This is a genomic window from Bacillus sp. AFS053548 (assembly GCF_002575105.1).
Classification (GTDB): Bacteria; Bacillota; Bacilli; order Bacillales; family Bacillaceae_G; genus Gottfriedia.
Window position 1 is genome coordinate 22,636 of sequence record NZ_NUHI01000033.1, and the last position, 21,012, is coordinate 43,647.

At 34.5% G+C, this 21,012-nt stretch carries 17 protein-coding genes and 2 tRNA genes; all 19 read left to right on the top strand.

The genetic code is table 11. The features are described 5' to 3' along the window. Positions 1–104: 104 nt before the first annotated feature. The 19 genes from mfd (at position 105) to hslO (ending at position 20,861) form a co-directional block, all read left to right on the top strand. Positions 105–3,635, top strand: coding sequence for a transcription-repair coupling factor (mfd, locus tag CN946_RS17655; protein ID WP_098862343.1), 3,531 nt, complete (start codon positions 105–107; stop codon positions 3,633–3,635). A gap of 231 nt (positions 3,636–3,866) precedes the next feature. After that, positions 3,867–4,403, top strand: coding sequence for a stage V sporulation protein T (spoVT, locus tag CN946_RS17660; RefSeq protein ID WP_098429632.1), 537 nt, complete (start codon positions 3,867–3,869; stop codon positions 4,401–4,403). Between the two features lie 217 nt (positions 4,404–4,620). Then, on the top strand, positions 4,621–6,210 hold the full coding sequence (locus tag CN946_RS17665; RefSeq protein ID WP_098862344.1) for a putative polysaccharide biosynthesis protein: 1,590 nt from the start codon (positions 4,621–4,623) through the stop codon (positions 6,208–6,210). A gap of 18 nt (positions 6,211–6,228) precedes the next feature. After that, entirely contained in the window at positions 6,229–7,683 is a 1,455-nt protein-coding gene (gene yabN, locus CN946_RS17670) for a bifunctional methyltransferase/pyrophosphohydrolase YabN (protein ID WP_098862345.1), read from the top strand. 34 nt (positions 7,684–7,717) lie between these two features. Then, a complete protein-coding gene (locus CN946_RS17675; protein ID WP_056474461.1) occupies positions 7,718–7,987 on the top strand; it encodes an RNA-binding S4 domain-containing protein in 270 nt (89 codons plus the stop codon). Between the two features lie 90 nt (positions 7,988–8,077). Beyond that, positions 8,078–8,383, top strand: coding sequence for a sporulation protein YabP (yabP, locus tag CN946_RS17680; protein WP_056474457.1), 306 nt, complete (start codon positions 8,078–8,080; stop codon positions 8,381–8,383). After that, complete coding sequence (gene yabQ / locus CN946_RS17685; protein ID WP_098429629.1) at positions 8,380–8,991, top strand: spore cortex biosynthesis protein YabQ; 612 nt, start codon at positions 8,380–8,382, stop codon at positions 8,989–8,991. The genes yabP and yabQ overlap by 4 nt, the downstream gene beginning before the upstream one ends. Beyond that, positions 8,992–9,369: an FtsB family cell division protein gene (locus CN946_RS17690; RefSeq protein WP_098862346.1), complete on the top strand. Its 378-nt coding sequence runs from the start codon at positions 8,992–8,994 to the stop codon at positions 9,367–9,369. It abuts the gene before it with no gap. 85 nt (positions 9,370–9,454) lie between these two features. Then, positions 9,455–9,925, top strand: coding sequence for a S1 domain-containing RNA-binding protein (locus CN946_RS17695; protein WP_056474447.1), 471 nt, complete (start codon positions 9,455–9,457; stop codon positions 9,923–9,925). A gap of 154 nt (positions 9,926–10,079) precedes the next feature. Next, a tRNA-Met gene (locus CN946_RS17700) sits at positions 10,080–10,156 on the top strand. Positions 10,157–10,167: 11 nt separating this feature from the next. Further along, positions 10,168–10,239 (top strand) — tRNA-Glu (locus tag CN946_RS17705). 330 nt (positions 10,240–10,569) lie between these two features. Next, on the top strand, positions 10,570–13,044 hold the full coding sequence (gene spoIIE / locus CN946_RS17710; protein WP_098862347.1) for a stage II sporulation protein E: 2,475 nt from the start codon (positions 10,570–10,572) through the stop codon (positions 13,042–13,044). A 78-nt stretch (positions 13,045–13,122) separates the two neighbouring features. Next, positions 13,123–13,857: a VWA domain-containing protein gene (locus tag CN946_RS17715; RefSeq protein WP_098231490.1), complete on the top strand. Its 735-nt coding sequence runs from the start codon at positions 13,123–13,125 to the stop codon at positions 13,855–13,857. Beyond that, positions 13,820–14,941 carry a protein kinase domain-containing protein gene (locus CN946_RS17720; RefSeq protein ID WP_098862348.1) on the top strand — a complete coding sequence of 374 codons (1,122 nt, stop codon included), beginning with the start codon at positions 13,820–13,822 and terminating at the stop codon, positions 14,939–14,941. The genes CN946_RS17715 and CN946_RS17720 overlap by 38 nt, the downstream gene beginning before the upstream one ends. Positions 14,942–15,013: 72 nt before the next feature. Beyond that, entirely contained in the window at positions 15,014–16,402 is a 1,389-nt protein-coding gene (tilS, locus tag CN946_RS17725; protein WP_098862349.1) for a tRNA lysidine(34) synthetase TilS, read from the top strand. A 9-nt stretch (positions 16,403–16,411) separates the two neighbouring features. Next, entirely contained in the window at positions 16,412–16,951 is a 540-nt protein-coding gene (gene hpt / locus CN946_RS17730) for a hypoxanthine phosphoribosyltransferase (RefSeq protein ID WP_098862350.1), read from the top strand. Between the two features lie 81 nt (positions 16,952–17,032). Continuing rightward, positions 17,033–18,949 (top strand): ATP-dependent zinc metalloprotease FtsH, encoded by a 1,917-nt coding sequence (gene ftsH / locus CN946_RS17735; protein ID WP_098862351.1) that lies wholly within the window; start codon positions 17,033–17,035, stop codon positions 18,947–18,949. 258 nt (positions 18,950–19,207) lie between these two features. Further along, complete coding sequence (locus CN946_RS17740; RefSeq protein WP_098862352.1) at positions 19,208–19,972, top strand: type III pantothenate kinase; 765 nt, start codon at positions 19,208–19,210, stop codon at positions 19,970–19,972. Between the two features lie 13 nt (positions 19,973–19,985). Further along, positions 19,986–20,861: an Hsp33 family molecular chaperone HslO gene (gene hslO, locus CN946_RS17745; RefSeq protein ID WP_098862353.1), complete on the top strand. Its 876-nt coding sequence runs from the start codon at positions 19,986–19,988 to the stop codon at positions 20,859–20,861. The last annotated feature ends 151 nt before the right edge of the window (positions 20,862–21,012 follow it).

Consider the following 21,012-nt stretch of genomic DNA (forward strand, 5'->3'; position numbering starts at 1 on the left):
ATACAAATGTCACTTGAAATGGAGCAAATTTCAAAAAAACTATAAATATAAACTTCAACTAAGATTATTGTTACTTAGATTGACTGTTAGGGGAGATTGACTTCGTGATTGGTTTAATTGAACAATTTAACCAGTATAAAGATATTAAGAAAATAATAAATGGCCTAAAAAATGGACTAAGAGAACAATTGGTTACAAACTTAACGGGGTCTGCGAAAACGTTGCTTGCTGGAGCTGTTTTTAAAGAAACTGGACAAACCCAGTTAATCGTGACAAATAATCTTCTCCAAGCTCAAAAAGTATCGGAAGACCTAAAATCAGTTGTTGGGGAAGATAAAGTATTTTTATATCCTGCAAATGAATTGATTGCTTCAGAGATTGCAGTATCAAGTCCAGAGCTTAGATCGCAAAGATTAATCGCGTTAAACAGTTTGATGTCAAAAAAACCGTCGGTAGTAGTTACGCCTGTATCGGGATTAATTGGCTATTTGCCATCTCCAGAATTATGGTCTAACTATCAGATCAGTTTTGAAATTGGTGAAGAAATTGACTTATCTAATTTGATTTCAAAGTTTGTTCAAATGGGCTATGAACGTGTTGGGATGGTTGAAAGTAAAGGTGAGTTTAGTGTACGCGGAGGAATTCTTGATATTTATCCGCTAACGTATGAAGATCCTATTCGAATTGAACTCTTTGACACAGAAATCGACTCAATCCGTTCGTTTTCTCCTGATTCTCAAAGATCTATTACAAAGTATGAGATTGTCCATATTGGTCCAGCAACGGAAAGGATTATTTCCAAGACTGATTTGCAATTAGGAGTTCAACGAATTGAACAAGCTTTTAAAACAACTCTATCAAAAATAAGTGATCAACAAGTAAAAGAGTTATTGGTTGAAAAGGTAACCTATGATCTTGAACAACTAAAGCAAGGGCAATTGATTGATCAAATATACAAATACTTTGGTCTAATCTATGAAAACCAATTTAGTTTACTAGATTATGTTCCTAAGGAAACTGTTGTCGTTATTGATGAGATTTCGAGGGTTCATGAAATTGTAGAGCAGCTTAAAAAGGATGAAGCAGAGTGGTATACGTCTTTACTAGCTGAAGGAAATGCGTTACATGGGGTAAGTTTTTCACATGACTTTTTTGAATTACTACATTCGAGAAAGCGCCAACAAATTCATACGAGTCTTTTCCCTAGAAGAGTACCTCATACGCATCCTGAACAAGTAGTTTCGATTCAATGTAAATCGATGCAAGAGTTTCATGGACAAATGAATCTGTTGAAAAATGAATTAGATCGATGGAAGAAAAATAACTATACAATCGTTATGCTCGGCGAAAGTGACGAAAGAACAAATAAAATTGAAAATATATTAGAAGATTACCAAATTGAAGGTAAAATTGTCTCTTCTTTAGAACAAATAAAAAATGGTGAAGTATACATCATGAAAGGTGATCTTCGTTCTGGATTCGAACTTCCTTTAGAAAAATTTGTTCTAATAACAGAGCGTGAGTTATTCACGAAAAAAGCTAAGAAGAAAAAAAGAATCAATACAAAATTATCAAATGCTGAACGAATAAAAAATTACTCAGAATTAAAAGTTGGAGATTATGTTGTTCATGTAAATCATGGTATTGGTAAGTTTTTGGGAATTGAAACATTAGAGATTAATGGTATTCATAAAGATTATTTACATATTCGATATCATGGCGACGACAAATTATTCGTACCGATTGAACAAATTGATCAAGTACAAAAGTATGTTGGATCTGAAGGTAAAGAGCCAAAGATATATAAACTTGGTGGTACTGATTGGAAAAAGGTTAAGAAGAAGGTTGAAGGCTCCATTCAGGATATAGCTGATGATTTAATTAAACTTTATGCAGAACGCGAAGCATCAAAAGGTTATGCTTTTTCACCTGATGGACTCGAACAACAAGAATTCGAATCTTCATTTCCTTATCAGGAAACTGACGATCAACTTAGATCAATACATGAAATTAAAAAGGATATGGAAAGAGAACGTCCAATGGATCGACTGCTTTGTGGTGACGTAGGATACGGAAAAACTGAAGTAGCTATTCGAGCGGCTTTTAAAGCAATTGTTGAAGGCAAGCAAGTTGCTATTTTAGTTCCTACTACAATTTTGGCACAGCAGCATTTCGAAACATTAAGAGAAAGGTTCCAAGATCATCCAATTAATATCGGTTTGTTAAATCGTTTCCGCTCTCGCAAACAGCAGCTTGAAACGATGAAAGGCTTAAAAGAGGGCTCTGTCGATATAGTAGTTGGAACACATCGCCTATTATCGAAGGATATTCTATATAAAGATTTAGGACTTTTAATTATTGATGAAGAGCAAAGATTTGGTGTATCTCATAAAGAAAAAATAAAACAACTAAAAGCAAATATAGATGTTTTAACGTTAACTGCAACTCCAATCCCTCGTACATTGCATATGTCGATGTTAGGAGTAAGAGATTTATCAGTTATTGAAACGCCACCAGAAAATCGTTTTCCAGTTCAAACATATGTTGTTGAATATAATGCTGCATTAGTAAGAGAAGCGATTGAAAGAGAGCTTGCTCGAGATGGACAAATATATTTCTTATATAATCGAGTAGAAGATATTGAACGTATGGCTGAACAGATTTCGATGCTTGTACCAGATGCAAAAGTAGCTGTAGCACATGGTCGAATGAATGAAGGGGAACTAGAGTCAGTTATGTATGCCTTTTTAGATGGCCAATATGACGTATTAGTAAGTACGACGATTATCGAAACAGGCGTGGATATTCCAAATGTTAATACATTGATTGTATATGATGCAGATCGAATGGGTCTATCAACACTTTATCAATTAAGAGGGCGTGTAGGACGTTCAAATAGAGTGGCATATGCTTACTTCACATATAAACAGGATAAAGTATTGACTGAGGTTGCCGAGAAGCGCCTGCAAGCAATTAAAGAATTTACAGAACTAGGTTCAGGTTTCAAAATCGCTATGCGTGACTTGTCAATACGAGGTGCAGGAAATCTACTTGGAGCACAACAACATGGATTTATTGATTCAGTTGGTTTCGATTTATATTCTCAAATGCTAAAAGATGCAATCGAACAGCGTAGAGGAGTTAAGAAAGAAGATATAATTTCAATTGAAATTGACATTGAAGTAGATGCTTATTTACCTGATACGTATATTCAAGATAGTAAGCAAAAAATTGAGATGTACAAGCAATTTAGACGTGTTGAAACGTTTGAAGAGTTAAATGATTTGCAAGATGAATTAATGGATCGTTTTGGCGATTTCCCGTTAGAAGTAGGTTACCTATGTCAGGTTGCTCATATTAAACTTTTAGCTATTGCAGAGCAGATTGAACTGATTAAACAAGTTAAATCAGAAGTAAGTGTTTATTTCTCTGAGAAGGCAAGTGCTAATATTGATGGTGGGAAGTTATTCCAACTATGTAATTCATTCGGTAGAGGCATTGGTTTAGGCATGGATGGATCGAAATTAAAAGTAACACTAGACGTAAAAGGAAAAAATCCAGCTGAATGGCTTACTACGCTAGAAGGTTTAATTAATGGATTAAAGAACGTGAAAAAAGAGAGTGTAAATGCTTAGGGAAGTAATGCGAATGGTTGCTTTAATTAGGCGATAAAGTAATTAAAAGTTACCAAAAAGTGCTTACAGTACTATATTTTTAGTAAAGGTGTTAAAAAATCTCACTTATTTTGTATAGAACTTTCGTTGTGTAGGATACTATCATTAATTAAGGGTGACCTTACCTCATTGTCACTCGGATATCTTTCATCAACGTAGACATGCAAGTAAGTGAGGAGGCGCTTTACAAGTATGAAAGCAACAGGTATTGTTCGTCGAATTGACGATTTAGGTCGAGTAGTAATACCAAAAGAAATTAGGAGAACTTTACGGATTCGTGAAGGTGATCCATTAGAAATATTTGTGGACCGAGATGGAGAAGTCATTTTAAAGAAATATTCACCAATTAGTGAATTAAGTGATTTTGCGAAGGAATACGCTGATGCACTTTACGACACACTTGGACATACTGTCATTATAAGTGACCGAGATTCAGTTGTAGCAGTTGCAGGGGCTTCCAAAAAAGAATACTTAAACAAAAACATTGGTGATATTATCGAAAAAACTATGGTGGAGCGTAACTCAAAAGTAGTTAGCGAGCCTGGGGAAGCTTCATTTATCGAAAGTGTAATTGAAAAATATCAATCTTATGCAGTAGGAGCAATCATCGCAAGTGGAGATCCAATTGGAGCTGTTGTAATCTTTTCAAAAGATAAAACAATTTCTGAAGTTGAAAAGAAAGCAATCGATACCGCTACTAACTTCTTAGCTAGACAAATGGAGCAATAATTAAATATGAAGTAAACATGGGCCAGTAAAGGAATAATACCTTAACTGGTCTTTGTTTTTTCCCTTTGATATAAACTACCGGATTTATATTTAAAGAAAACCATTACTTGCTAAAATTGGAAAAGAGAGGTTTTTTTCTTTTGGCAACTCTTTACATAAGCCCTAATAATGTAATACATTAAAGGGTGAACCGTCTAATAAAGGAGTTGTTATCCTTTTGCAAAAAGCTAAGCAAAAAGCAGCCCTACAAGGGGCTTTGTTCATAACAATAGCATCGTTATTATCAAAAGTACTAAGTGCGTTTTATAAAATTCCTTATCAAAATATTGCCGGCGATTTAGGTTATTATATTTACCAACAGGTATATCCAGTCTACGCAATTGCTTTAGCATTTTCTACATATGGCTTTCCTTTAGTTTTATCATCTTATGTGGCTGAAAGATTGGCTAAAAAAGATGATAAAGGGGCTAAAGATTTAGTTTATGCAACATTTATGATGTTGTTAGTCATTGGTATATTGTGTTTCTTTACTTTATACGTAGGAAGTAATAGTATAGCGAAGTTTATGCGTGATGATCATCTAGCGATGTTAATTCGTGTTGTTAGTGTTGGCTTTTTATTTGTTCCAATCACGTCAGCATTTCGAGGATATTATCAAGGTTTAGGGGATATGGGACCTACTTCAGTCAGTCAGGTGATTGAGCAATTAATTCGAGTTATTACGATTTTAGTGCTGTCACTTTATTTAATGCAAACAACCGACAATCTTTATATTGTAGGTGCAGGGGCTGTTTCAGGTTCAATACTTGGTAGTATAGCAGCGATACTGTACTTCTTTTATTGGGTTTCTTTTCGAGGATCTGGTTTGACTATACCATCATTTGGTTTACTTAAAACCTATCGCTTAGAATTAAAAACCATTTTGTATCAAGGTATCCTGCTGAGCTTAAGTAGTTTAGTACTTGTATTCATTCAGTTTATCGATTCACTCTCTTTTTATCCGTTATTAGTACAGTATGGATATCATGTTGAAGGTGCTAAGCTAGTAAAGGGTATTTATGACCGTGGATTCCCGCTGATTCAATTAGGCTCTGTCATTGCTTCATCGTTTTCACTGGCTCTAATTCCGTACTTGTCTAGTGAATTAGTTCGTAAAGAACATCATTCTATTAATAATCGAATCTCAGGTGCCATTAGAGTAAGTATTGTAGTAGGAGCAGCAGCAACAATTGGTTTAATTTCAATTATCCACCCGACCAATATAATGCTTTATCGAAATGATTTAGGAACGGATGTCCTAACTGTTTTATGTATATCAATCTTCTTTGCTGGGGTATCGATTACGACATCTTCGATCGCACAAGGATTAGGTAAAAGTTTAATTCCAGCTTTAAATGTAATTGCTGGAGGATGTGTTAAATTTATTGGAAATGTTATTTTAATGGAGCAAATCGGATCTAAAGGAGCAGCTTATTCAACGGTATCTGCTTTAATTATTGTTACGATTTTGAACTTAGCTTATATATATAAATTGTCAAAAGTAGCATTTTTTGACTTTAAGTTTATTGTGAAATTACTACTATCTGTAGCCATTATGTATGGTTGTGTATATGGTTATGAATATGTTTTTGAAAAATATGCAATGTTTATTAACCCACTTCGTTTAAGAATGTTAGTTGAGGCACTATCTTCAGCGGTTGTAGGTGCAATCGTATTCGCGATTGTATTAATAAAAGTTAAGTTATTTACTGTAGAAGAACTAAGCTCAATCGTTAAAAGTGAAAAATTACAGAAATGGCTTTCTTAAAAGAACAGGAGGATCAAAATGAACAAGATTACAGTTTTAGGTTTAGGAGCAGGTGACCTTAATCAGCTTCCATTTGGTATTTATAAAGAGTTGCAAAAAACTGACAATCTATATTTACGTACAAAAGACCACCCTGTTATAAGTGAATTAGAAACAGAAGGATTAACGTTCCAATCATTCGATGGAATTTATGAAAAACATGATCGTTTTGAAGAGGTATATGAAGAAATTGTTAAACTACTGGTGAAAGCTTCTGAAGAAGGTGCAATTACATATGCTGTACCAGGCCATCCTCTTGTAGCAGAAAAAACTGTTCAGCTATTAATAGAGCTTGCAGATAAAGGAAATATCCAGCTAGACATCAAAGGTGGACAAAGCTTCTTAGATGCGATGTTTACTAGTTTGAAGATTGATCCAATCGAAGGCTTCCAGTTTGTTGATGCAACGGATTTAGAGGCGGAGTCGATTACGTTTAGACAGCATTTGATCATCTGCCAGGTTTACGATCAAATGACTGCCTCACATGCGAAATTAAAGCTAATGGAGCAGCTTCCTGATGATTATGAAGTCGTAATAGTTACGGCAGCGGGTAGTTCAAATGAGCAAATAAGAAGAGTACCATTGTTTGAGTTAGATCGCGATACATCAATTAATAATTTGACTAGTGTTTATGTACCTCCAGTTAAAAATGAAGAGGATCTGTATCATCAATTTGAAACACTTCGTTCTGTCATTGCTACTTTAAGAGGCCCAAATGGATGTCCTTGGGATCAAAAGCAAACTCATGAATCATTAAAGAAGTACTTACTAGAAGAGGCTTATGAGCTACTTGAAGCAATCGATGAAGAAGATGACGATCATATTATTGAAGAACTTGGAGATGTATTACTTCAAGTCATGTTGCACGCCCAAATTGGAGAAGATGAAGGTTACTTCTCAATCCAAGATGTAATTCAAGGATTAGTAAGCAAACTAATCTATCGTCACCCGCATGTATTTTCAACAGTTCATGTGAATGATGAAGAAGACGTATTAAAAAATTGGCAAGAATTAAAACAAGCTGAAAAAGGACATGTCGTTGAATCTGTTCTTTCAGGCATACCAAAGGATCTTTCAGGAATATTAAAAGCAGAGAAACTTCAAAGTAAGGCTGCGAAAGTAGGATTTGATTGGAAGGAATTACCGCCAGTGGTAGATAAGGTTAACGAAGAGTTAACTGAAGTTCTTGATGCCATCAAATTGAATGATCAGTCTAAAGTTGAAGCGGAACTTGGTGATCTGTTATTTAGTATTGTTAATTTAGCACGTTTTATTGATGTAAATCCTGAAGAAGCGATTTTAAAAACAAATATGAAATTTACAAAACGTTTTCAATATATTGAATTAAGACTTCGTGAAATAAATAAGACATTTTCTGATGTATCTCTTGAAGAAATGGATGAGATATGGAATGAAGCTAAAAAATACGAATAATGTCTAATTGAATGAGAATTGAGGAGAATAAATTATGAGACTTGATAAATTTTTAAAAGTATCGAGAATTATTAAGCGTCGTACACTTGCGAAAGAAGTAGCTGATCAAGGAAGAATAACGATTAATGGAACAGTTGCAAAAGCATCTACAGAAGTCAAAGTAAATGACGAATTAAAAATTCGATTCGGACAAAAAATTGTTACAGCAAAAATTAATTTACTTAAAGAGACCGTTCGAAAAGAAGAAGCAGATGCAATGTATACAATCATAAGTGAGGAAAAACTGTCAGATAGCTTGTTCTAAAAAAGTTGTCCCTTCATATACTTGTACAAATAACACTGTATTAGGAATCGATTTACAAGAGGTACAGTTTATGTAAATGGAGGGACTAGTATGAATAATCCGTATGAGTTAAATGCGAAAAATACAAGCCAAATAATCGAGCAGGATTTATCGTTAAAAAGTAGAAGATATCTTGAGATTACTGGAGTAAAACAGGTTGAGAGCTTTGATAGTGAAGAGTTCCTATTAGAAACGGCTTTAGGCTTTTTGCATATCAAAGGTCATAATTTACAAATGAAAAACCTCGATGTAGAAAAAGGTCATGTAGCAATCAAGGGAAAGATTAATGAACTTTGTTATATTGACGAATACAACTCGGGGAAAGCTAAAGGAATCTTTAGCAAGCTATTTAAATGAGCTTAAACGTTCAGTTCTACTCAATGATAGCGATGGTCGGTATGGGTGCTTATCTTGGTATGGCACTAGATACATACCATCGTTTTTTATATCGAGGTACTCGTAATCGATTAATTGTATTTGCAACTGATATATTATTTTGGATTTTTCAAGCTCTTCTAGTTTTTTATGTATTATACTTAGTTAATGAAGGTGCACTTAGGTTTTATTTACTATTAGCTTTACTATGTGGTTATGCGGCATATCAAAGTCTTTTTCGAACTATTTATAAAAAAATATTAGAATTTGTTATTCAGCTAGTTATTAGCATTTATCGCATTATAGTAAAGTTGATCGTAATATTCATTGTAAAACCTATAAAGTGGATTATTCAGGTAATAATCATCATTCTTTTGTTTATTTATGGACTCCTTATTCGACTAATCCGTTTAGTTTACAACGTTGTACTATCAATTCTTTTGTTTTTCGGCAGAGTATGTTGGTTTTTTGTGCCAAAACGAGTCAAAAACTATTTAATACAATTTAAAGGAGTTTTCGGAAAATTCAAGAATATCTTCCTTACTACTATTAAAAAAGTAAAGGACCTTTTAGATAGGAGGAAGAAATAGGTGGAACATGCGAGAAAATTGGATTTAACTAGACAAGTTCAAGATAAACAAAATATTACTTTAGTAGAGGAAAATGGCGTTAAGCCAAGGAGAAGGAGTTTTAAAAAGTTTTTAGTGCGAATTTCATTATTCTGCTTTTTAACTGTCCCCCTATTCTTTTTATTACAATCTCATTATGTAACACAACAACATGTGTATTCATCTAAAGTAAAGCAATTAAAACTAGCAAAGGTTGATTTAAAGAAAACTAAGAGTAAGGTAGAGGATTCGAAGCGCATGATCGACCAATTGAACGATGATCAATATATTATTGAGTTAGCTAGAAAAAACTTATTTTTTTCTAAAAAGGGAGAAATAATTTTTCCTAATATCAAGTAATTATCGTTTCATTGACACTTGTTTTTATAATTTTATATAATATAGTAAATCCAGTTAAACATTTTTAAGGAGGAGCATTTTTTTTATGTCAATTGAGGTAGGCAGCAAAGTTAGTGGGAAAGTTACAGGGATTACAAATTTTGGTGCTTTTGTAGAGTTACCAGAAGGAGTAACTGGACTTGTTCACATTAGTGAAGTAGCTGACAACTATGTTAAAGATATTAACGAACATTTAAAAGTTGGCGATGAAGTAGAAGTAAAAGTAATCAATGTTGAAAAAGACGGTAAAATCGGTCTTTCAATCAAAAAAGCGAAAGAACGTCCACCAGTAAAAGAGGGAGAGCGTGAGCAAAGACCTCGTCAAAGCAGACCTTCATATGGAGGCGGCGGTGGTGGAAACCGTGGCAAAAATCAAAACCGTTCGGATCAACGTCCGGTTAAAGAAACATTTGATCAAAAAATGAGTAAATTTTTAAAAGACAGTGAAGACCGTCTAGCTTCATTAAAACGCAACACAGAATCTAAACGTGGTGGCCGTGGAGCTCGTCGAGGCTAATTTCCTACCTTGTCAGGACATAAATAGGTATATAGAACACGCACTCTTTAATGGGTGCGTTTTTGTATGGAAAAAATAATAAAATAACATTTAAAAAAACTGTTGACGGTTAATTGGTACCATGATAATATAAATCTTGTCGTTTAAAGATAATGGCGGTGTAGCTCAGCTGGCTAGAGCGTACGGTTCATACCCGTGAGGTCGTGGGTTCGACTCCCTCCGCCGCTACCATTCCCTTTAACGGCCCGTTGGTCAAGCGGTTAAGACACCGCCCTTTCACGGCGGTAACACGGGTTCGAATCCCGTACGGGTCATACAACAACAAAAACGTTTGGTCTCTATAAGAGAGGCTAGGCGTTTTTTTTCTTTTTCAGGAACATGTGTCCCCGCCCCTTAACCCATTCTTCATTCCATACTTTCTCTCTTTATTCTGAATTTCGATTGACATAAAATTTAATAATTGCGTTTCTTTTACCCTATTAGAGAAATTATGCTGCAAGCTTTTCTCATATTTTGTAAAACAGTTGTACGTAAAAGCTTTTTCCGTCGAAGAAAACTTTTATTTGCCTTTGTCATTTTGACATATTCCTTCAATTGGACAAGTTAAAATATGTTCAATAAACCAATTCGGATGAGGTGGAAATATGACGAAACTGCAAAGAGGGTCTTCTAATTCTTCAGCAAGCTTGGTCCCTACTAATGGATTTCAATCAGTATTTCGGCAATCTTCTAAATCAATTAAATCCAAATTAGAGAGAGCATTCTTTGATTGGGGGTTACTAATCTTTTTAACGGGATTTTTATTAGGACGAGCGTTGATACTATCACATATTCTCCCGTTTGTATTACCGTTTTTTGCCTCAGTTTATATGATGAAACGTGAGCGTACAGGAATAGCTTTTGTTGCTCTTATGATCGGTTCATTAACGGTGTCGATTGAAACGGTTAGTTATGCATTTGCCACAATTATCCTATTTTTTATCCTTAATATTTTCTTCGCTAGAGTTAAACGACATTATATAGGTTTAGTACCTTTTCAAGTTTTTTTATCAGTATTTATTAGTCATCTATTAATCACTTATGCTTTTCAACAGGAAGTTCTGATGTATGATGTTTTGATGGCATCAGTTGAAGCGGGGTTAAGTTTTATTTTAACGATGATCTTTTTCCAGAGCGTACCTCTACTCGCAATTCCTAAAAGAAAACAGCTTTTAGGTGTTGAAGAAATCGTATGTTTAGTTATTCTTTTAGCTTCAGTTGTGACGGGGACAACTGATTGGTATATTCAAGATTTATCTATTCAGCATATTGTTACTAGATACATTGTCTTACTATTTGCCTTCGTAGCCGGAGGAACGGTCGGTTGTACAGTAGGGGTTGTAACGGGCCTTATACTAAGTTTAGCGAGTGTTTCGAGTCTATATCAAATGAGCTTATTAGCATTCTCTGGATTACTTGGTGGCCTCCTTAAAGAGGGAAAAAGATTAGGTGCGGCAGCCGGCCTATTAATTGGGACATGCCTCATTAGCTTTTATGCTGAGAAACAATCAGATATTATTTTTTCAATCATTGAATCAGTAATTGCGATTGTCTTATTCTTAATAACACCATCTTTCCTACTTAAGCAATTAGCTAAACTAGTACCAGGAACAGAAGAACATTCTACAGATCAACAACAATACTTGCGTAAAATAAGAGATTTGACAGCTAATCGGATTACTCAATTTTCAAACGTGTTTGAAGCATTATCTGCAAGTTTTTCACAGCCTAGCCAGTTTGCACATATTGAGGACGAACTAACTGATGAAGAACTGTTTATTTGTAGTATTTCAAATAAGTGCTGTAATAGTTGTATGAAAAAGGACCATTGCTGGTCAAACAATGGTGACCGAACATATCAATACATGGAAAATATGATGCATTTAGTTGAAAAGGATCAGCTCATTAAGAATGGCCAATTTATGAGAGAGTGGGAGAAATATTGCCAACGTTCTTCAAAAATGGCTGATTTAATGAAGCAAGAGGTTTTCTACTTCCGTGCAAATCAAAGACTTAAAAAACAAGTTCAAGAAAGTAGAAGATTAGTGGCTGAGCAATTGCGCGGGGTTTCAAAAGTAATGGTTGATTTTGCAAAAGAGATTCAACGTGAAAAAGAAAACCATCAATTACAGGAGGACCAAATCCTACAAGCTTTATTAAACTTTGGAATTGACGTTAGCCAAGTAGAAATTTATAACTTAGAGCAAGGTAATATTGATATAGATATATTAATTCCGTTTGAAAACGAGTATGGTGAATGCCAAAAATTAATTGCGCCGATTCTATCAGATATTTTAAAAGAGACGATTGTCGTATTAAAAGAAGAGTCAGCGACAATACCAAATGGAGGTAATTACTTAGTTACATTTGGATCAGATAAGGCATTTGTTATTGAAACCGGGGTTGCGACTGCAGCTAAAGGTGGAGGCTTTATTTCGGGTGATGCTTTTAAAATAATGGATGTTGGAGCAGGAAAGCACGCTATCGCGATTAGTGATGGAATGGGAAATGGTGAGCGAGCTCATATTGAAAGTAATGAAACACTAAAACTACTTCAAAAAATATTAAATTCAGGTATTGAAGAAACAGTCGCTATTAAATCGATTAATTCGATTCTATCATTACGTACTACTGAAGAGGTCTTTGCTACACTAGATTTAGCAATGGTCGATTTACACGATGCTTCAGCAAAATTCTTAAAAATTGGTTCATCGCCAAGCTTTGTTAAACGAGGCAAGCAAGTTATTAAAATTGAAGGTAGTAATTTACCAATTGGGATCATTGATGATTTTGATGTAGAAGTCATTAGTGAGCAGTTAAAAGCTGGAGACTTATTAATTATGATGAGTGATGGTATTTTTGAAGGTCCTAAACATGTTGAAAATTACGAAATGTGGATGAAACGTAAAATAAGTGAATTTGAAACGGATGATCCACAAACTGTAGCAGAATTGTTACTCGAGGAAGTAATACGTTCGAATACAGGTGATATTAATGATGATATGACGGTTGTGGTTGCTGTTGTTAAACGAAACCTGCCAGAGTGGTCATCTATCTCATCATATAGTGCAATGGCTTAGTAAAATAAAATAATAAAGGTTTATCCCCTCCCGTAATTGGACAAAATGGTAACAACTTTTACGCGGAGGGGATTTTGTATGTATAAGGGAAAATTAAAACAAATTCTATTAATAACTGATGGTTATTCAAACCATGGTGAAGATCCGTTAGCTGTGTCAAGCCTGGCACAAGAATACGGTATTACAGTAAATGTAATTGGAATTTTAGATGAAAATGTACAAAGTGGTGACGGTTTAAAGGAAATCGAGGAAATTGCTAAAGCTGGTGGAGGGATTAGTCAAGTCGTTTACACAAAGCAACTTTCTCAAACTGTCCAAATGGTTACTAGAAAAGCGATGACACAAACAATTCAGGGATTTGTTAATAAAGAATTAAAGCAAATTTTAGGCGATAGCAATTCGATTGAATCACTTCCTCCTTCAAAACGAGAAGAGGTATATGAGGTTGTAGAGGATATCGGTGAAACTGTAGGTTTAGAAGTTATTATTTTAGTAGATACGAGTGCTAGTATGAAAGACAAACTAGAAACTGTTAAGGAATCATTATTTGATTTACAAATTAGTTTAAACTCAAGAACAGGAGAGAATGCCTACTCATTATTTATATTTCCTGGGAAACATGACGATGTAGATAAATTACTAGATTGGACACCTAAGTTAGAAAAACTAAACACAATTTTTCCTAAGTTAACGATGGGCGGTATGACGCCAACAGGTCCTGCTCTACGTGAGGCTTTAAACTATTTTAACGAACAAAACTACAATAGAGGTAATAATGGTGATGATGAACAATCAATTGAATGGGCAGATTAATTTAGCGCCTGGGACTCTCATTACTGGAAAGTGGAATAAAAACAAATACGAAATTAAGAGTTTACTTGGAAATGGAGCAAATGGAACAGTTTATCTAGCTTCTGGAAAAACTGGAGATGTTGCTATTAAGCTGAGTAAAGATTCTACTAATATCACGAACGAAGTAAATGTTTTAAAAAAAATCACACAGGTCCAGGATTCAATCCTTGGGCCTTCTTTTATCGATGTAGATGACTATATAAATCCAGTAACAAATGAATGCTGCTATTACTATGTTATGGAATATGTAAATGGTGTAAGTTTACCAAAATTTATTGAAAGAAATGGAATGGAATGGAGTAGTATTTTTATCATACAAGTTTTATCATTGTTAGATAAATTGCACCATAAAGGCTTTATTTTTGGAGATTTAAAAACAGATAATCTACTAGTTACGAAAGAACCAAATAAAATCCAGTGGGTCGATTTTGGAGGAGTTACTCAAATTGGACGTGCAGTTAAAGAGTTTACGGAGTTCTTTGATCGTGGTTACTGGGGCTTAGGTTCTAGAAAAGCAGAAATTTCCTATGACTTATTTGCTGTTACGATGATTTTTATCCACTTGCATTGTAAAAAGCAGTTTTTAAAAAATGGGTTGGGAATAAATCAAATTGAACAAGTAATAACGCAAACACAAACCCTTAATCCATATAAAGAGTTTCTAATGAAGGGATTAAAAGGGGAGTATGTTAATGCAAATGCTATGAAGCAAGCTCTATTAATGTATGAACAAAAGATAAATGCTACAAAAAAGAAGAAGAGTAAAAAGGATCAAGCTACTACAGCACAAACGATGAATCAAACAAGGCAATCGAAAAAGCAAAATCAGACTGCTAATCAATCAACACAATCAAAAAAACATAGCCAGCCTACAAATCAACCTAGAACTAATCAGAATCAAAAACCTAACCAATCAACACAGACAAGAGCAGGGAACAATGTCCAAGTGAAGCAAAAGAAAAAAAGAATTCACTGGTTCGAAACGTCGACCATTCTCCTGCTAATGGGCTTGGCTTATGCATTATATTTTTATTATCAGATGTAAATTATAGTACTCCAAGTGTGTGAATGGTAACATAAAGATATGAATTTTACTTTCATTTAGGAGTATAGGTAAATGGTAATTAATCAATTAAAGGAATTTATAAAACAAAACAATATTATCAGAAATAGTGTAATTGTGATCGGCGTTTCTGGAGGTCCAGACTCAATGGCGTTAGCTCATTCTTTTTTATCAATTAGGGAAGAATATGAGTTCTCGATTATTATCGCACATGTAGATCATATGTTTAGAGGACAAGAATCTTTAGATGATTTAGAATATGTTAAGAACTGGTGCCTACAAAATAACGTACAATATGAAGGTAAGAGCATAAATGTGAATCAGTATATCGAGGAAACGGGATTAAGTAGTCAATTGGCGGCAAGGGAATGTCGATATCGTTTTTTTGACGAAGTGATGAATAAATATGAAGCGAATTATTTAGCGTTAGGTCATCATGGGGAAGACCAAGTTGAAACGATTTTAATGCGCTTAGTAAGAGGTAGCTCGCAGGTCGGTTACGCTGGCATTAGGGAAAAGAGATCTTTTAGTACAGGCGAAATTATTCGTCCTTTTTTAGATTTAAGAAAACAAGCATTAACTACATATTGTCACGAACAAACTATTATCCCTCGAAAAGATCCAAGTAATGATAAAGATGTTTACACAAGAAATCGATTTAGGCATCATATTCTACCTTTTATTTTTGAAGAAAATCCAACTGCACATAAAAGATTCCAGCAGTTTAGTAGACAGCAATTGGAAGATGATCTATATTTAATGGAATTAACTGAAGACGCAATGAATACAGTTATAAAAAATAAAGAAAAGCAAGCAGTCACTATTGACGTTAAACAGTTTTTAAATGTGCCTATATCTTTACAAAGAAGATGTATTCAACTAATATTAGATTATGTCTACCTATCTATCCCTAAAGGCTTGACACAAGGGCATCTTAATTCAATTCTGACTTTATTACGAAATGAAAAATCTACGTGGGAGCAGCATTTACCTGGAGGACTTTTTGTCACACGCTCATATAATGAATGCCTCTTTACATTCGAACAAATGAATGTGAAGGATTATACTATTTCTATTAATGAGCCTGGCGAATACGAACTACCAAATGGTTTTTCAATTAAAGTTGAATTAAACAATCAATGTTTTGAACAAAAAAATGACACGTTTATTTGTTCTATCAAGGATGTTTCTTTTCCACTCATTGTTCGGAATCGAAAGAATGGTGATCGAATGTCATTAAAGGGTATGAATGGGTCAAAAAAGTTAAAAGATATATTTATTGATGAAAAAATGAAACAATCATTACGTGATGAATGGCCAATAATTACGGATAGTCAAAATAATATATTATGGGTACCTTTCGTAAAGAAATCTGCATTTGAAAGAAATTTTTCGACAGATGAGTCACTCATTGCAATACAGGTGGTTTCTAAGAGTTTCTAGGAGGAAAAAATGAAACAAGACATTCAACAAGTATTAGTAAGTGAAGATGCAATTCAACAAAAAGTAGTAGAATTAGGTGCAGTACTAACTGAAGAGTACAAAGACCGCTTTCCACTAGTAGTGGGTGTTTTAAAAGGAGCTCTTCCGTTCATGTCTGACCTTATCAAGCATATTGATACATATATCGAAATTGATTTTATGGATGTTTCTAGTTATGGACATAGTACAGTTTCTTCTGGTGAAGTGAAAATTGTAAAAGATTTAAATACTTCTGTAGAAGGAAGAGATGTAATCATTCTAGAAGATATTATTGATAGTGGTCTAACTTTAAATTATTTAGTTGAACTATTTAAACATCGCAAAGCTAATACAGTTAAAATCGTTACTTTATTAGATAAGCCAAGCGGACGTAAAGCAAATATCGAGGCTGATTTAGTTGGTTTCGAAGTACCAGATGCTTTCGTAGTAGGATATGGTTTAGATTATATTGAACGTTATCGAAATCTGCCGTATGTTGGCGTTTTAAAGCCTGAAGTTTACACGAAATAAGTCAAGTTTTATTCGTTTGTTTACATGGTATAACTATGCTACTATATAAAGTAATTAAATTGAAAGAGAGGAGGTTTGGAATTGAATCGAATTTTCCGTAATACAGTCTTTTACATATTAATCTTCTTAGTTGTGATTGGTGTTGTTACATATTTCAATGGGCCAGAATCTCAAGTTAAGAAAGTAAGTTACGATACATTTTATACTAAGTTACAAAAAGGAGATGTTAGCAGTTTAACATCTATCCAACCTAAAAATGGAGTGTACATAGTAAGAGGTCATTTTACAGATGTAAAAAAAGGCGAATCTTTCCAAACTCAAGTACCAATTAGTGACGAAACGACAAAAATAGTTAACAAAGCAGTTGCTGACTATAAAATAAAGGCTAATTGGAATCCAGCTGAAACAACAAGTGCATGGGTGCAAATCTTCACTTCACTCATTCCATTTGTAATTATTTTCATTCTTTTCTTCTTCCTAATGAATAATGCACAAGGTGGCGGAAGCCGTGTTATGAACTTTGGGAAGAGCAAAGCTCGTCTTTATAATGACGAGAAAAAGAAAGTACGATTTAAAGATGTTGCAGGTGCAGATGAAGAGAAGCAAGAGCTTGTAGAAGTAGTAGAGTTCTTGAAGGATCCTCGTAAGTTTTCTGAATTAGGTGCAAGAATTCCTAAAGGGGTACTATTAGTAGGACCTCCTGGAACAGGTAAAACATTATTAGCAAGAGCTGTTGCAGGAGAAGCTGGAGTTCCATTCTTCTCAATCAGTGGTTCTGATTTCGTTGAAATGTTTGTAGGGGTCGGTGCTTCTCGTGTTCGTGATTTATTTGAAAATGCGAAGAAAAACGCTCCTTGTATCATATTTATTGATGAAATCGATGCTGTAGGTCGTCAACGTGGTGCTGGATTAGGTGGAGGACACGATGAGCGTGAACAAACATTAAACCAGTTACTTGTTGAAATGGATGGTTTCGGTGCTAACGAAGGTATTATTATCATCGCTGCAACAAACCGTGCAGATGTTTTAGACCCAGCGTTATTACGTCCAGGTCGATTTGATAGACAGATTACGGTAGATCGTCCAGATGTAATAGGACGTGAAGCGGTATTAAAAGTACATTCAAGAAATAAACCATTGGCTCCAGATGTAGACTTAAAAGCTATTGCTCAAAGAACTCCTGGATTCTCTGGTGCAGATTTAGAGAATTTATTAAACGAAGCGGCATTAGTTGCGGCTCGTCGTGATAAAAAGAAAATCGATATGCTTGATATTGACGAAGCAACTGACCGTGTAATTGCGGGACCTGCTAAGAAAAATAAAGTTATATCTGTAAAAGAGCGAAAAATTGTTGCATTCCATGAAGCTGGACATACGGTTATTGGCCAAGTGTTAGATGAGGCTGAAATGGTTCATAAAGTAACAATTGTACCTCGTGGTCAAGCTGGTGGTTATGCTGTAATGCTTCCGAAAGAAGATCGTTACTTTATGACAAAACCAGAATTACTTGATAAAATTACAGGTCTACTTGGTGGACGTGTTGCTGAAGAAGTGGTATTTGGTGAAGTAAGTACAGGAGCTCATAATGACTTCCAACGTGCAACAGGTATTGCTCGTCGTATGGTTACTGAGTTCGGTATGAGCGATAAACTAGGTCCATTACAGTTTGGTCAATCTCAAGGAGGAAATGTATTCCTTGGTAGAGACTTTAATAATGAACAAAATTATAGTGATAAAATTGCTTATGAAATCGACGTAGAGATTCAAACAATCATTAAAGAATGTTACGCAAAAGCAACCGATATTATTAAGACGCAACGCGAAAAATTAGACTTGCTTGCTAACACATTATTAGAAGTGGAAACTTTAGATGCAAAAGCAATTAAGAGTCTTTGGGAACAAGGCACACTTCCTACATCTCCAACTTCAAATGATGAGATTAAAGTCAACATTTCTAAAAAGAATGATGAACCAACTGAGCCTAAAATCACTGAATAAACAATTAAGAGTGTCTTTCTAGACACTCTTTCTTTTGTTTATTGGCGAAAAGTCAAATAGGCCAAGACCATGGGGAAAATCGGTTCAATGAAGCGTTTTAAAAAACCTTTACAGAGCCATACCCACAGCAAAAAGCATCTATTTTTAAACTACTATCAACTTGTGTTATCATTATTTTTATAGTGATTAAAAAATGTACTTGAGACAAAAAATATAAAATAAAAGTTTTATTTTTGAAATGGAGAGACGGTGGAGTTTATGTTATTTGTAATCGATGTAGGAAATACAAATACTGTTTTAGGTGTTTATCAAGAAGATGAGTTAATACATCATTGGAGAATTGAGACGAATCGTTACAAAACAGAAGATGAGTACGGTATGGTCATTGGTTCATTACTTGAATATGCAGGTATTGGGTTTGATGAGTTTCATGCAATTATTATTTCATCAGTTGTCCCACCGATTATGTTCTCACTGGAAAGAATGGCAACAAAATACTTTAAACAAAAGCCACTAATCGTTGGTCCTGGTATAAAAACAGGTTTAAACATAAAATATGATAATCCGAAAGAAGTTGGCGCGGACCGAATTGTTAATGCGGTTGCTGGAATTGCACAATACGGAAGTCCGCTGATTATTGTAGATTTCGGAACAGCTACTACATATTGTTATATAGATGAAAATAAAAATTACATCGGTGGAGCAATTGCACCAGGCATCAATATTTCAACAGAGGCACTCTATACAAAGGCTTCAAAACTGCCTCGTATAGAGCTTTCAAGACCTTCTAATATTGTCGGTCGTACAACAGTAGAAGCAATGCAGGTTGGAATCCTATATGGTTATGTAGGTCAAGTTGAAGGTATTGTAAAACGAATGAAAGCTCAAGCAAAGGTAGAACCTACTGTTATAGCAACAGGTGGACTTGCATCATTAATATCTAAGGAATCGAATATCATTGATGTCATGGATCCATATTTAACATTAAAAGGTCTACATTTAATTTATAAACGAAATTCATAAAAAGGGGTACAACATGAAAGATTATTTAGTAAAAGCATTAGCTTTTAACGGTGAAGTCCGTGCATATAGCGTTAGATCAACAAATATCGTAAAAGAAGCTCAAGAACGTCATGACACGTGGTCAAACGCTTCTGCTGCATTAGGTCGTACACTAACAGCTGCTACAATGATGGGTGCTATGTTAAAAGGCGATGAAAAGTTAACTTTAAAAGTTGAAGGTAATGGCCCAATTGGCCATATCTTAGTCGATAGTAATGCAAAAGGTGAAGTACGAGGATATGTTCAGAATCCGCATGTACAAACTGAGCTTAACAAACATGGAAAAATTGATGTAGCAAAAGCTGTTGGTACTGTAGGTACAATCTCGGTTGTTAAAGATATTGGTATGAGAGAACCTTTCACAGGCTCGGTACCTATTGTATCAGGTGAACTTGGTGAAGATTTTACTTACTATTTTGCTGTATCTGAACAAACACCTTCATCTGTAGGTGTCGGCGTATTAGTAAACCCAGATCATTCGATTTTAGCAAGTGGAGGATTTATTATTCAAATCTTACCTGGTGCAAGTGAAGAATGTATCACGCAAATTGAAAATCGTTTAAAAACAATTAAACCAGTTTCTAAACTAATTGAAGAAGGCCTGACTCCAGAAGAAATTTTATATGAAGTGTTAGGAAAAGAAGAAGTTAAAGTTTTAGAAACGATGGATGTAAAATTCCAATGTCAATGCTCAAGAGAGAGAATTGAGGGTGCTCTTTTAAGCATTGGTAAACAAGAATTGGAATTAATATTAGAAGAGGATGGAGAAGCAGAAGTAACATGTCATTTCTGTAATCAACCTTATCATTATTCTGATGAACAATTAAAAGAATTAATTAACAAATTGTAGGTGAAAATTGAAGGAATTTGTCGAGCTTTCTTTTCATAATTTATTATGAATTTCATACAAGTTATGTATAGGAGAAAGTAATTGACAGATTCTTTTGTTTTTTACATAATGTATATTAAACAGGTCAATATACTTGGAATTAGGAGTGGAT

Coding starts and splice junctions, on each gene's coding strand:
- spoIIE (WP_098862347.1), top strand. CDS start 10,570: ATGACGAAACTGCAAAGAGGGTCTTCTAATTCTTCAGCAAGCTTGGTC.
- yabP (WP_056474457.1), top strand. CDS start 8,078: ATGAATAATCCGTATGAGTTAAATGCGAAAAATACAAGCCAAATAATC.
- hslO (WP_098862353.1), top strand. CDS start 19,986: ATGAAAGATTATTTAGTAAAAGCATTAGCTTTTAACGGTGAAGTCCGT.
- tilS (WP_098862349.1), top strand. CDS start 15,014: ATGGTAATTAATCAATTAAAGGAATTTATAAAACAAAACAATATTATC.
- CN946_RS17695 (WP_056474447.1), top strand. CDS start 9,455: ATGTCAATTGAGGTAGGCAGCAAAGTTAGTGGGAAAGTTACAGGGATT.
- CN946_RS17720 (WP_098862348.1), top strand. CDS start 13,820: ATGGTGATGATGAACAATCAATTGAATGGGCAGATTAATTTAGCGCCT.
- CN946_RS17675 (WP_056474461.1), top strand. CDS start 7,718: ATGAGACTTGATAAATTTTTAAAAGTATCGAGAATTATTAAGCGTCGT.
- spoVT (WP_098429632.1), top strand. CDS start 3,867: ATGAAAGCAACAGGTATTGTTCGTCGAATTGACGATTTAGGTCGAGTA.
- hpt (WP_098862350.1), top strand. CDS start 16,412: ATGAAACAAGACATTCAACAAGTATTAGTAAGTGAAGATGCAATTCAA.
- CN946_RS17715 (WP_098231490.1), top strand. CDS start 13,123: ATGTATAAGGGAAAATTAAAACAAATTCTATTAATAACTGATGGTTAT.
- CN946_RS17740 (WP_098862352.1), top strand. CDS start 19,208: ATGTTATTTGTAATCGATGTAGGAAATACAAATACTGTTTTAGGTGTT.
- yabQ (WP_098429629.1), top strand. CDS start 8,380: ATGAGCTTAAACGTTCAGTTCTACTCAATGATAGCGATGGTCGGTATG.
- yabN (WP_098862345.1), top strand. CDS start 6,229: ATGAACAAGATTACAGTTTTAGGTTTAGGAGCAGGTGACCTTAATCAG.